This window comes from Monashia sp. HAY1-5C, assembly GCF_056755255.1.
Genome location: NZ_JBPGXG010000135.1, coordinates 1 through 11,978, shown reverse-complemented (window position 1 = coordinate 11,978; position 11,978 = coordinate 1). Strand labels below are relative to the sequence as shown.

The following is an 11,978-nucleotide window of genomic DNA, read 5'->3' as shown; positions in this document are numbered from 1 at the left end:
ACAAGGAGGCGGTGGCCTCCCAGGCGCTCGAGCTGCAGGAGCGTGGCTACGTCGTCGTCACGTGGAGCGCACGCGGGCACGGCGCGTCGGGCGGGCGCATCCACCTCGACGACCCCGAGTTCGAGGTGGCCGACGCCAGGGTCATGCTCGACGTGGCCGCCGCGCGACCCGACGTCGCGCTCGACGCGCCGGGGGACCCCCGCGCCGGCGTCATGGGCACCTCGTACGGTGGGGCGCTCGCACTCATGCTCGCCGGTGCCGACCCACGCGTCGACGCGGTCGTCTCCGCCCTCACGTGGAACGACCTCGCCGAGTCGTTCTTCCCGCAGTCGGCCCTGACGCGTCCGCCCACGACCGCCGCCGGCCGCGCGCCCGTCGCGGAGCCGGGCCCGTTCAAGCAGGTCTGGGCGACGAACTTCTTCCTCGCCGCCCGCCGGGCCGGCGGTGGCCCGCAGAGCGGGCGGGCGACCGGTGGCGCCTCCGCCGAGTGCGGCCGTTTCGACCCGACGATCTGCCGGCTCTTCGTCCAGGCGTCCGAGTCGGGCGCGCCGTCGGCGGCGCTGCTCGCCCTCCTCCGGGCGCACAGCCCTCGTCCGACGATGCCGAAGGTCACGGCGCCGACGTTCCTCGTGCAGGGCATGGCCGACTCGCTCTTCGGCCTCGACCAGGCCGATGCCACCGCGTCCGCCCTCGACGCGGCGGGCACCCCGTACGCGGTGCGGTGGAGCGACGGCGGGCACGACGCCCCGAGCAGCCGCGAGCGCGAGGAGACCGACGCGTCGTACGCCTGGCTCGACCATTGGGTGCGCGACAAGGCGCCGCGCGGGTCCGCCCCTCCCACAGCATCTTTCACGTACTCGACCCCCGCGGCGCGGCGAGGCCAGTCGTCGCCGCTGCTCACGCTGCCGCACTACCCGGGCCTGGCCGGGTCGCGGCTCGCGACGACGACGCTCCCGCTCCGCACGACGACCGGGGCCCTGAGCCATCCGCCCGGTGGCCAGCCGGCATCGCTCGTCGCGGTACCGGGGCTCTCGGCGCTCGGCGTCGCGCTCTCGACGTACCGGATCGCCGCCCTGCCGGGGCAGTCGGCGGCCCTCGACACCGAGCCGGTGGCCACCGGGACGACGGTCGTCGGCTCCCCGACGCTGCGCCTCACCGTGACCTCCGACCGGCCGACGGTGACGCTGTTCGCCTCGCTCTGGCGGGTGAGCGGCGGCCAGGTGACGCTGCCGCGAGCGCTCGTCGCGCCCCTGCGCATCTCGGTGACGCCGGGCCGGCCGACGCCGGTGACGCTGTCGCTGCCCGCCGGCACCTACCCGATGCCGGCCGGCAGCCAGTGGCGCGTGCTGCTCACGACGACCGAGTCGACGTACGCGAACGACCGGACACCCGCCACCCTGCTCGTGCGCGCCGACGGCGGGCTCGTCGTCCCCGTCGGCGTGGGGACTCCCGCCGGGGGTGGCGGCACCGGCGTCGACACCGAGACCCGGGCCGCGGCATCGGTGCTCGCGGTCCTGCTCCTCACCGCCCTCGGCGGCTGGCTCGCGCGGCGACGGCGTCGCGCCCACGTCGTGGCCCGCCCCGACCTCGCCGACGTGCCGCTCGTCGTCGAGGGGCTCGTCAAGACCTACCCGGACGGCCACCGCGCCGTCGACGACGTGTCGTGGCGGGCCGAGCGCGGCCAGGTCGTCGGCCTGCTCGGTCCGAACGGCGCCGGCAAGACGACGACGATGCGCATGGTCATGGGCCTCATCTCCTCCGACGCCGGCAGCGTCCACGTGCTCGGCGAGCCGGTGACGGCCGGGTCCGACGTCCTCGGGCGCGTCGGGGCGCTCATCGAGGGACCGGGCTTCCTGCCTCATCTCACCGGTCGGCAGAACCTCGAGGCCTACTGGCGCGCCACCGGCCGACCGCCCGAGGACGCCCACCTCGCCGAGGCCCTCGAGGTGGCCGCTCTCGGTGGTGCGGTCGACCGGCCGGTCAGGTCCTACAGCCACGGCATGAGGCAGCGGCTCGGCATCGCCCAGGCGATGCTCGGCCTGCCCGAGCTGCTCGTGCTCGACGAGCCGACCAACGGCCTGGACCCGCCCCAGATCGCCGCGATGCGACCCATCCTGCGCCGCTACGCGGCCACCGGCCGCACCGTCGTCGTCTCGAGCCACCTGCTCGCCGAGGTGGAGCTGACGTGCACCCACGTCGTCGTCATGCACGCCGGTCGCGTCGTCACCCAGGGCCTGGTCGCCGACCTCGTCGACAGCGACGACACGACGCTCGTCGACCTCGAGGACGGTGTGCCGCCGCAACGGCTGAACGACCTCGCCGCCGCGCTCCGGTCCGCCCCCGGCGTCGGCGAGGTGCGCGTCGACACCCCGACGCGCCTCGTCGTCGTCGCCGAGCTCGACCGCGCCGCCGTCGTGCAGGCGGCCGTCGAGGCGGGCGTGCCGGTCGTCGGCGTCAGCAGCCGGCGGCACCTCGAGGAGGTGTTCCTCGGCGTCATCTCGTCGGCGGCCTCGAGCGACGGCGCCGGCCCGGGCGACGCGTCGGTGTCGCTCGTCGACCGGCTGAGGCAGGTGCGGGCCCGATGAGCGTCGAGGCCGGCAGGCGCGTCCACGACCCGCTGTCCTGGCGGGCCGAGCTCGGACGCCAGTGGGGGCGGCGGCGCACCAAGGTCGCCTTCGCGCTCGTGCTGGCCCTGCCGCTCGTCCTCGTGACCGCTTTCGCGTTCGGCGACCCCCCACGCCCGGGCACCGCCCCCCGCTTCATCGACCTCGCGCAGGACGGCTCGGCCAACTTCACGCTCTTCACGCTCTTCGCGTCCTCCGAGCTGCTCCTCGTCCTCGTCGCCGCGCTCTTCTGCGGCGACTCCGTGCCGGCCGAGGCATCGTGGTCCACGCTGCGGTACCTGCTCATCGCCCCGGTCCGGCGCGCTCGGCTGCTCACGAGCAAGCTCGTCATCGGGCTCGGGTCGACCGCCGCGGCGGCCGTGCTCCTCGTCGGCTGGTCGCTGCTCGTCGGCGGCCTCGCCTACGGCTGGGCGCCCCTGACGAGCCCGACGGGGGAGTCGCTGACGTGGGGGCAGCTGCTGCCGCGCCTGGCGCTGGCGCTCGGCTACGTCTTCGTGACGTTGCTGCCGACGGCCGCGATCGCCTTCTGGATCGGCGTCCGCTCCGACGCGCCCCTGGCGGCGGTCGGCGGGGCGGTCCTCTTCACGATCATCCTCAACATCCTCGACCAGATCGACGCGCTCGACCCGTGGCGCAACGCCTTCCCCGGCCACTACAGCCGGGCGTGGCAGGACCTCGTGGCACTCGAACCGCAGTGGACCGCCGTCATCCACGGCGCCCTGTGGTCGCTCGTGTGGGCCGTCGCCTTCACGATGCTCGGCTACCGACGCTTCCGGCTGGCCGACATCCTCAGCTGAGCCCGCCGAGAAAGCCGCCCGAAAAGGGCCGTCTCGCAGAACCGTCTCGTCGTTTCCGAGAATCACCTGGGAAATGCCGCACTTTCTGCGGGCGTCTTTTCATGAATTCACCCGAAAAAGCCATCGATGCGCATTTTCGTCTTGCCGGGATTTCTCATCGGACTCCCAGCCCGCGTCCTAGGTTGTGGACGGGGCGCGCCGAACGAGCGGCCTCAGAACGGAGAAACAATGATGAAGAAGTCGTGTGCCGTCGCCGTTCTCGCCGCCTTCGGGCTGGCGGTCGGGGGCACGAGCACTGCTTTCGCGGGCGAGTCCACGGGGAGCGGAAAGACGACCCCGATCGCGCAGTACCGCGCGAACTCGATCTGCTCCTTCTCGGGTCAGAACCCGGAGCGTTTCCTCGATCCGAGCGACCCGAACTACGAGCCCGGCCACACCCAGTCGTGGGGCCAGATCCCGCAGGCCGACCGCGCCTTCCTCCGCACCATCGGGCTGTCCCCGGGCGATGCCTGCAACGGTCACACCGGCGAGCTGGCGGAGCCGTAGGGCGAAGCCTTCCGCGCCGAGGCCAGGTCCGGATCCGGCGATCCGGGCCTGGCCTCCCGTGCTGGGCACGCGTGGAGCTCAGCCGGTGGGGCCGGCGCTCCGGAACCCCGGTGGGTTGGCCGGCTGCACGAGGTCGGCGAGGACGCCGAAGTGGTCGCTGGCCCACACCCCGTCCACCGGACGGTCGAGGACGCGCTGACAGTGGGCCACCCGCAGCGTCGGCCCGTGCAGGGCGCTGCGCACGAGGACGTAGTCGATCCTGCGCGTCACCGCGGTCGCGACCTCACCGTCGCGCACCAGCGGGTTGGCCAGGTCGAAGGTGTACCCGGGCTCGTCGGGATGGGCGTACTCCCAGGCGTCCTGGTAGCACACGCTGAGACCGTCGACCGCCCGCCGCCCGCGCCAGAACGACACGCTGGCGGAGTCGGGGGTCGCGTCGAAGTCCCCGAGCACGACGGCGTGGACGTCCCGGGACCCGATGTGCTCCTCCAGGGCTCGGGCCACGAGGACGGCCTGCCGCTCGCGCTCGTCCTCGAACGGGAAGGGCCAGCTCGGCTTGTGGTGGGCGACGACGACCGTCCCCACGGGCGTGTCCACCTCGATGATCGCGGCTGCGCACCACGGGAGCGTGGCGCGGGCGCGTTCGCTGACGTGCAGGTCGATCTCGGCGACGAACCGGTGCGGCCAGCGGGTCGCCAGCGTCCCGGCCACCCCGCCACCGGTCCGGGAGAAGTGCGTCAGGTGGTAGCCGCGCCCGAGGATGTGGCCGAGGTCGGCGTCGATGTCGAGCGGGACCTCCTGCAGGGCGATTACGTCCGGGGCGAGGTCGCGGACGGTCTCACCGAGGAGCCGGTGCCGACGGCTCCAGTCGGGGTTGTCCGGCCCGTAGGCGTTCATCGTCATGACGCGCAGACGGTCCGCTTGCGGCGTCGGCATGCAGCCCCCTTTCCCGCTGGCGGCGTCAGAACCGCTTGGCCTCCGGGATGATCCGGTCCCCGATGAGCTCGAGCCAGTCGGTGCGCGAGCCGTCGAGCACCCGCAGGTGCAGGTGTTGCACGCCGAGGCCGGCGAGGTCGCGCAGGTGCTCGAGGATCGCGTCGACGTTCTCGCCGTCCGGCCCGGGGTCGAGCGGTCCCATGACCGTCTTGGTGATCTCGTCGTAGTCGCGCCCGAGGCGCTCGCAGTGCTCGCGGAGCACGTCGAGCTTGTGCGACAGGTCCGGGGAGTCGAACAGGTTGCAGGCCTGGGCGTACTGCGCCACCATCCGCAGCGTCTTCCTCTCCCCGCCTCCGCCGATCATGATCGGCGGGTGCGGGCGCTGCACCGACTGCGGCGAGTTGAGGGTGCGGCCGAGGCGGTAGTGCTTGCCCTCGAACGGCTCCTCGCTGTCGCTCCACATCTGCAGGCAGATCCGGAGCGTCTCCTCGAGGCGCTCGAACCGCTCGGCGGTCGAGGGGAACGGCAGGCCGAGGCCGACGCACTCCTCCTCGTTCCAGGCGGCGCCGATGCCGAGCCAGGCGCGTCCCTTCGACAGCACGTCGAGGGTCGTCACCTCCTTGGCGAGCAGGCCCGGCTCGCGGTAGACGGCCGCGGTGACCCACGCGAGCAGCTCGATGCGCTCGGTGACGCCGGCAAGGAAGCCGAGGGCGGTGTACGCCTCGAGCATCTCCTGCTCCTTGGGGCCGACGGGACCGATCTGCCAGACGTGGTCCATCACCGAGAGCTTGGTGAAACCGACGTCCTCGGCGGTGCGGGCGGTGCGGACGAGGTCGTCGACGAAGGTGCCGGGGCCGCCGCTCCACGTGAAGCTGGCGAGGTGCAGTCCGAGGTCCATGTCCTGCACACTACGTCGCGGCCGGCTCCCTGCGCTTCCAGCGATCTCCCACCTGCTCCCGGGACCGGGGGATGATGGATGGGTCCGCGCGGACGGATCGGGAGGAGGAGCCGTGGCATCGGTGGACGTCGAGGTCGAGACGGTCATCGCCCGTCCCGTCGAGGAGGTGGCCGCGTACGCGGGCGACCCGTCGAACGCGCCGGAGTGGTACGCGAACATCTCCTCGGTGCGGTGGCGCACGGGGCCGCCGGTCCGCGTCGGCAGCCGGCTGGACTTGGTCGCGCGCTTCCTCGGCCGCCGCATCGCCTACACGTACGAGGTCGTCGAGCTCGAGCCGGGTGGGCGGCTGGTCATGCAGACGGACGGCAGGCCGTTCCCCATGCGGACGGTCTACGCCTGGGAGGCCGCCGGCGACGGCGCGACGCGGATGACGTTGCGCAACGTCGGCCGGCCGTCGGGTTTCGCGGCGGTCGGCGCCCGCCCGATGAGCGCCGCGATGCGCTCGGCGATGACGAAGGACCTCGAACGGCTCAGGCGTCGTCTCGAGGCGCCGTGACCTGCGCCCCCTGCACCGGCGGCTGGGCGGACCAGGGGAAGACGACCCACCGGTCGGTGACGCGCCACACGTAGTCGGGCGTCACCTCGGAGCGCGGCTTGCCGTAGAGCACCGCGCTGCGCGCCTCGGCACCGTGCCGGCGCAGCAGGTCCATGACGAGGGTGAGGGTGCGGCCGGAGTCGGCGACGTCGTCGACGACGAGGATGCGCCGGCCCGTCAGGCTCTCGGTGTCGAGGTGCGGGGCGAGCAGGACCGGGTCGGGCAGCGTCTGGTCGACGTCCGTGTAGAACTCGACGTTGATGGCGTCGGTCAGCTTGAGGCCGAGGGCGTAGGCGAGGCCGCCACCGGGCAGCAGGCCGCCACGCGCGACGGCCACGAGGATCTCCGGGCGGAAGCTCGACGACGCGACGAGCTCACCGAGCTCGCGGCAGGCCCGGCCGAAGCCCTCCCACGTCAGCACCTCCTTCTCGTCGAGCGTCGAGGAGTCTGCGTGGTAGGCGAGCGTCATGGCCTCGACCCTAGCCGCGTCGTCAACGGGCCGTGACCGTCCGGCCCCGGGCCGCCGGAGGACCCGGCCGGGCGTCGGGGAGACTGGCGGGGTGAACAGCGCACCCCGCCGGCCCGGTCCGTCTCGACGCTCGCAGGTGGCCCCGTTCGAGGTCATGGACGTGCTCGACCGGGTGGCGGTGCTGCGCGCGCAGGGTCGGGACGTCGTCTCGCTCTGCGCGGGGGAGCCCTCGGGTGGGGCGCCCTCCCTCGTGTCCGAGGCGGCCGCGCGCCTCCACGCGTCCGGGCGGGCGTTGACGTACACGTCGGCCCTCGGCACCCACGAGCTGCGCGCCGAGATCGCCGCACACTACGGCCGCTGGTACGGGGTCGAGGTCGACCCGGCCCGGGTCGCGGTGACGACCGGCTCGTCCGGCGGCTTCGTCCTCGCCTTCCTCGCCGCCTTCGAGGCCGGAGACCGCGTCGCGCTGGCGCGGCCGGGCTACCCGGCCTACCGCAACATCCTGCGGGCCCTCGGCTGCGAGGTCGTCGAGATCGACTGCGGCCCCGACACCCGCTTCCAGCCGACGCCGCAGCTCCTCGAGGCGGCGCAGGCCCGGGGCCCGCTCGCCGGGCTCATCCTCGCCTCACCGGCCAACCCGACGGGCACGATGGTCGACCGCGCCGAGCTCGCGGCCGTCTCGGCGTGGTGTGCCACGAACGGCGTCCGGCTCGTCAGCGACGAGATCTACCACGGCGTCACCTACCCCGAGCCCGGGGCCGCCGACCCGCGCGGGGTGTGCGCGTGGGAGCTCGGCGACTCGGCGGTCGTCGTCTCCTCCTTCAGCAAGTACTGGGGCATGACCGGGTGGCGGCTCGGTTGGCTGCTCCTGCCCGGCGACCTCGTCCGCACCGTCGACGCGCTTGCGGGCAACGTCGCCCTGTGCCCGCCGGCGCCGGCCCAGTACGCGGCCGTGTCCGCGTTCGCGGAGGAGTCCTACGCGGAGTGCGACGAGGCGGTGGCCGAGTTCGCCCGCACCCGGAAGCTGTTGCTGGACAACGCCGCTCGCCTCGGTTGGGGTGGGTCGGCGCCGTCTGACGGCGCCTTCTACTACTGGGCCGACCTCGGACCGCAGCTCGAGCGCTGGGGTGGCTCGCGTGCCTACGCGTCGGCGCTGCTCGAGCAGGCCGGCGTCGCCGTCACGCCCGGAGTCGACTTCGACGACCGGGCCGGCGAGCACTCGGTGCGCCTCAGCTTCGCCGCCGGCAGCACCGCGGTCGGCGAGGCGATCGACCGGATCGAGGCCTTCCACGCGCGCTGACCCAGGGCCGCACCTCACACTCCGGTGCGCAGACGCGTCCACCGGGTGTGAGCAGCCACGTCACCATCGACCCCGCGATCCTCTACCTCGGCACGCCCGTCGTCCTCGTGTCGACGACGAACCAGGACGGCAGCGCCAACCTCGCGCCGTTCTCCTCAGCCTTCTGGCTCGGCCACACGGCGACGCTCGGGCTCGGCCTCGCCTCGCACACCTTGGCCAACCTGCGGCGCACGCGCGAGCTCGTCGTGAACCTGCCGAGCCAGCACCAGGTCGACGCCGTCGACCGGCTGGCCCTGACGACGGGGGCCGAGCGGCTCTCGGCGTGGAAGCAGGCGGCCGGCTACCGCCACCACCGTGACAAGTTCGGCCTCGCGGGGCTGACCCCGGTCGCATCGGACGTCGTGACGGCGCCCTACGCGGCCGAGTGCCCGGTGGCGCTGGAGGCCTGCGTCGAGTCGGTCCACGAGACCGACCACGCGCTCGTCGTGGCCCAGGTGGTCCGCGTCCACGTGCACCCCTCGATCCGCGCGGACGGTCACGCCAACCGCATCGACCCCGACAGGTGGCGCCCGCTCGTCATGAGCTTCCAGCGGTTCTACGGCCTCGCCGGGCAGCTGCAGCCCTCCCGCCTCGCCACGGTCGACGAGGAGCACTACCGCTGAGCGCCCGCGGGGCGCCCCCGGGTTGGTCTGCGGTTCGCCCGCGTGGGGCCCCTGTCGGGTCTACGGTCCCGGTATGGGCTGGTTGTCTGACGTGCTCGGCGCCGTGCGCGCCCGGCTGCGCCCCGGCCACCCGGACCGCCCCGGAACGCCACCGCTCGAGCCGGTGCCACCCGGCCAGCTCGCCACCGTCGACGCCCTCGTGGCCCGGATGCGCGAGGTGGACTCCGCGCTGCCCGCCGGCGACGGGGTCCGGGCCTTCAGCGGCATGTACCTGCGCGTCACCGAGCTCGTCCGTGACCGGCTCTCCGAAGGGTGGTTCCGGGACGCCGCCACGATGACGCGCCTCGACCTCGTCTTCGCCGGGCTCTGGCTCGACGCCGTGGTCGCCCCGACCCCGACCGAGGCGTGGCGCCCCCTCTTCGAGGCCCGCACGCGACGTGACGTGCTCGCCATCCAGTTCGCGGTGGCTGGCATGAACGCCCACATCAACCACGACCTGCCCGTCGCCGTCGTGCGCACCTGCCGCCAGCTCGGCCTGCGGCCGGACAGCCCGGGGCTCGAGGAGGACTACCAACGCGTCACGCTGCTGCTGGCACAGGTGCAGGACGAGGTGCGCCGCTCGTTCCTCGACGGCCTCGCGCTCGAGGTGGACCAGCGCGTCGCCGGTCCCGTCGCCGACCTCGTCGGCACGTGGAGCATCGCCCGGGCCCGCGACGCCGCGTGGACCAACGCCGGCGTGCTGTGGTCCCTGCAGGGCGTCGAGCCGCTGTGCGGCGACTACCTCGCGACGCTCTCGCGGACGGTCGGCCTCGCCGGGCGCCAGCTGCTGACCCCGCTCGCACCCCTCGCCTGAGCTCGCGGTCGGCCCCGGCTCGTCGCGTCGTCTGCCGTCGGGCTCGCCGTCGAGCTTCCCGTCGAACTTCCGGTCGGCTGCATGTATCACGCGTCCGGTTCGCTCCTCTTTGTCCCCGGACGGAGCGAGACCCCGACGGTCCTGCCCCGCCGCGCGGCCGCGATGACGTGGCCCGTCCACGATCTCCCAGGGGAGTCCTACGAAAGGAAACCGAGATGGCCGACCAGAGGTCCACCTCCGGGCAGGGCGCCAAGCGCCGGCCCAGCACCGACGTCGCCACGCAGCAGGACGCGGCCGCCGAGGGCGCCGCGCTCGCGACGCGGACGGCGTCCGACATCGCCGAGCGGGCGCTCGCGGGCGACCGCGGCCTCGACCGCGCACCGTCGACCAGCTTCACGAGCGAGCTGAACAACATCGACTTCCGCAAGATGATCGGCGGGCCGCTCCAGGCCGCCGTCGACGCGCAGGTCGCCTCGTCGCTCGCGACGATCGACTTCATCAACAAGGTCGGGTTCAGCGACGACGGCGCCGGCAAGCGCGAGCTCGTCATGGTCGACTTCACCCACACGCGCAAGGACGTCGACTCCGAGGGGCACGAGGTGTCCAAGGACGTGGCCCTGCGCGTGCCGCTCCTCGCGATGCTGCCGATCCCCTCGCTGCGGATCGAGCAGGTCGTCGTCGACTTCAACGTCAAGCTCAACTCCGTCGAGAGCTCGAGCACGTCCGACGACCTGGGCGTCAACGCGGAGGTCAAGGGCGGCTGGGGCCCGGTCAGCTTCAAGGTGTCCGCGTCCTACCAGCGCAAGACGGCCACGAACGTCGAGGTCAAGAAGGAGTACGCCCTCAACGTCAACGTCAAGGCGGTCCAGGACGAGATGCCGGCCGGCCTCGAGAAGGTCCTCGGGATGCTCGCGGCCTGACCGCGAGATCCCTTGCACGACAACGCAACACAACGCACTACACGCTGCTGGTTCGACGAGACGACACGACAGGAGGCAGGTCCGTGGCCGAGGTCACGCTGGGCGACTACACCGGGTACATCCTGCTCGAGATGATCAGGGCCCGCGAGATGGCCGACCACTACTCGAGGGTGGTGGCCGAGAGGTACGCGGCCGACGAGGTGATGCGTCACTTCGCGGTGCCCCGGTTCAAGGTGCCGAAGATGGACCTGACGATCCCCGTGCTCATCTCGGGTGCGCGGTTCACGCAGACGCTCCGCTTCGACATGACCCTCGAGGACTTCGTCGCGGCGATGCAGCAGCGGGCCGCGGAGGCCCGGGCGCGGCTGGTCAGCCCGCCGCTCCCGGGCTTCCCCGGCAAGGTCGGGCCGGTGATGCCCGACAAGCTCGACATCCCGATCCTCCTGCCGCCCCAGCCCGTCCCGGTGGACCGGGAGGCAGGGCGGGGGCTCGGCGACGTCAAGGCGCTCGCGGTCGAGTTCCACGAGCAGCTCGTGGCCAACCCGGACCCGCTGCGTCCCGACACCATCGTCGCCGTCATGTGGAGCCGCATCTTCTGGGCGGCGATCGACGCCGAGTCGACGCCGGGTGGCCTCGGCAGCACCGACGCCCTGGCCACCGACCCGCGCGAGCAGCTGCTCGCCGAGACCGGACAGGAGGTGCTCGAGCTGGTCCGGTCCCGCACCGTCATCGACAAGACCCAGATCGACAACCTCCTCATCAACCCGGAGACGAACGTCGTCAAGAACGGCAGCACCGACTCGAGCGTCTTCACCGTGTCGGCAGAGCTGCTCGAGGAGGCGTTCTACCTGCGCTCGGTCACCGACGAGTCGGGCGCGACGTCGACGATCGTGGAGTTCGAGTGACATGCAACCGTTCCTGCACGACCGGATCAACCGGTTCGAGGGCCTCCTCGAGTCCTCGACGACGGCGATGCGCGCCTACGTGGGCAACGACCTCGGGTACGCCGACGTCGTCGGCGAGCACCTCGACGGCGCCGCCGAGGCCTACCGCGCCATGAGCTCGCCCGACGCCGAGAACGCCCTGCGCGCCCTGGCGGCCGAGCTGGCCGCGGCCCGACGGGGCGTCGACGCGGCGTCGGCGACCCGCGTCGAGACGCGCCGGCGGGAGTTCGAGCGCTCCGTGGCGCTGCGCTCGCTCCTGTCGGCCGGCGAGCGGCTCCGCGACGACCTCGGGGCGGCCCAGCGCTCGCTGACCGAGGCGCGCGAGCAGCTCGCCCCCGTCGTCGTCTTCGCGCTCGACCACGGCCTCATGCCCGCCGGCTTCGGCACCCCGACCCAGGACGAGCTCGAGAAGCTGTGGCAGGCGATCCTCCAGC

General features: G+C 73.0%; 13 protein-coding genes. 10 read left to right on the top strand and 3 right to left on the bottom strand.

From position 1 onward, the window contains the following. The 3 genes from ACR9ZK_RS17580 to ACR9ZK_RS17570 all read left to right on the top strand — a co-directional run. Window positions 1–2,585, top strand: a 2,585-nt coding sequence (locus tag ACR9ZK_RS17580; RefSeq protein WP_481343245.1) for an alpha/beta fold hydrolase, incomplete at its 5' end; no start/stop codon positions are given. Then, window positions 2,582–3,421, top strand: a complete 840-nt coding sequence (locus ACR9ZK_RS17575) for an ABC transporter permease (protein WP_481343244.1) — start codon at window positions 2,582–2,584, stop codon at window positions 3,419–3,421. The genes ACR9ZK_RS17580 and ACR9ZK_RS17575, both read left to right, overlap by 4 nt. A gap of 231 nt (window positions 3,422–3,652) precedes the next feature. Then, window positions 3,653–3,967, top strand: coding sequence for a hypothetical protein (locus ACR9ZK_RS17570; protein WP_481343243.1), 315 nt, complete (start codon window positions 3,653–3,655; stop codon window positions 3,965–3,967). A gap of 78 nt (window positions 3,968–4,045) precedes the next feature. Here the strand turns inward: ACR9ZK_RS17570 and ACR9ZK_RS17565 are convergent, their stop codons facing one another. Next, complete coding sequence (locus ACR9ZK_RS17565; RefSeq protein ID WP_481343242.1) at window positions 4,046–4,903, bottom strand: endonuclease/exonuclease/phosphatase family protein; 858 nt, start codon at window positions 4,901–4,903, stop codon at window positions 4,046–4,048. 25 nt (window positions 4,904–4,928) lie between these two features. Beyond that, on the bottom strand, window positions 4,929–5,801 hold the full coding sequence (locus ACR9ZK_RS17560; RefSeq protein ID WP_481343241.1) for an LLM class F420-dependent oxidoreductase: 873 nt from the start codon (window positions 5,799–5,801) through the stop codon (window positions 4,929–4,931). A gap of 112 nt (window positions 5,802–5,913) precedes the next feature. Between ACR9ZK_RS17560 and ACR9ZK_RS17555 the strand changes: the two genes are divergently transcribed. Then, entirely contained in the window at window positions 5,914–6,357 is a 444-nt protein-coding gene (locus ACR9ZK_RS17555) for an SRPBCC family protein (RefSeq protein WP_481343240.1), read from the top strand. Here ACR9ZK_RS17555 and ACR9ZK_RS17550 read toward each other — a convergent pair. After that, window positions 6,332–6,865: a phosphoribosyltransferase gene (locus tag ACR9ZK_RS17550; RefSeq protein ID WP_481343239.1), complete on the bottom strand. Its 534-nt coding sequence runs from the start codon at window positions 6,863–6,865 to the stop codon at window positions 6,332–6,334. The two genes, ACR9ZK_RS17555 and ACR9ZK_RS17550, sit on opposite strands and share 26 nt — an antisense overlap. A gap of 91 nt (window positions 6,866–6,956) precedes the next feature. On the opposite strand from ACR9ZK_RS17550, the gene ACR9ZK_RS17545 reads away from it, so the two are divergent. The 6 genes from ACR9ZK_RS17545 to ACR9ZK_RS17520 all read left to right on the top strand — a co-directional run. Then, window positions 6,957–8,165 (top strand): aminotransferase class I/II-fold pyridoxal phosphate-dependent enzyme, encoded by a 1,209-nt coding sequence (locus tag ACR9ZK_RS17545; protein WP_481343238.1) that lies wholly within the window; start codon window positions 6,957–6,959, stop codon window positions 8,163–8,165. Between the two features lie 47 nt (window positions 8,166–8,212). Next, the gene (locus tag ACR9ZK_RS17540) at window positions 8,213–8,827 is read left to right on the top strand and encodes a flavin reductase family protein (protein ID WP_481343237.1); all 615 of its coding nucleotides are present in this window, start codon (window positions 8,213–8,215) and stop codon (window positions 8,825–8,827) included. A 73-nt stretch (window positions 8,828–8,900) separates the two neighbouring features. Further along, window positions 8,901–9,680: a DUF5995 family protein gene (locus ACR9ZK_RS17535; protein WP_481343236.1), complete on the top strand. Its 780-nt coding sequence runs from the start codon at window positions 8,901–8,903 to the stop codon at window positions 9,678–9,680. Between the two features lie 215 nt (window positions 9,681–9,895). Continuing rightward, window positions 9,896–10,600, top strand: a complete 705-nt coding sequence (locus tag ACR9ZK_RS17530) for a DUF2589 domain-containing protein (RefSeq protein ID WP_481343235.1) — start codon at window positions 9,896–9,898, stop codon at window positions 10,598–10,600. An 83-nt stretch (window positions 10,601–10,683) separates the two neighbouring features. Continuing rightward, entirely contained in the window at window positions 10,684–11,505 is an 822-nt protein-coding gene (locus tag ACR9ZK_RS17525; protein ID WP_481343234.1) for a hypothetical protein, read from the top strand. A gap of 1 nt (window position 11,506) precedes the next feature. Then, window positions 11,507–11,978: hypothetical protein (locus tag ACR9ZK_RS17520; RefSeq protein WP_481343233.1), on the top strand; the 472-nt coding region annotated here is incomplete at its 3' end.

Excerpts from the sequence above, each read along its gene's own strand:
- ACR9ZK_RS17575 (WP_481343244.1), top strand. The coding sequence starts at position 2,582 with ATGAGCGTCGAGGCCGGCAGGCGCGTCCACGACCCGCTGTCCTGGCGG.
- ACR9ZK_RS17570 (WP_481343243.1), top strand. The coding sequence starts at position 3,653 with ATGAAGAAGTCGTGTGCCGTCGCCGTTCTCGCCGCCTTCGGGCTGGCG.
- ACR9ZK_RS17565 (WP_481343242.1), bottom strand. The coding sequence starts at position 4,903 with ATGCCGACGCCGCAAGCGGACCGTCTGCGCGTCATGACGATGAACGCC.
- ACR9ZK_RS17560 (WP_481343241.1), bottom strand. The coding sequence starts at position 5,801 with ATGGACCTCGGACTGCACCTCGCCAGCTTCACGTGGAGCGGCGGCCCC.
- ACR9ZK_RS17550 (WP_481343239.1), bottom strand. The coding sequence starts at position 6,865 with ATGACGCTCGCCTACCACGCAGACTCCTCGACGCTCGACGAGAAGGAG.
- ACR9ZK_RS17535 (WP_481343236.1), top strand. The coding sequence starts at position 8,901 with ATGGGCTGGTTGTCTGACGTGCTCGGCGCCGTGCGCGCCCGGCTGCGC.
- ACR9ZK_RS17530 (WP_481343235.1), top strand. The coding sequence starts at position 9,896 with ATGGCCGACCAGAGGTCCACCTCCGGGCAGGGCGCCAAGCGCCGGCCC.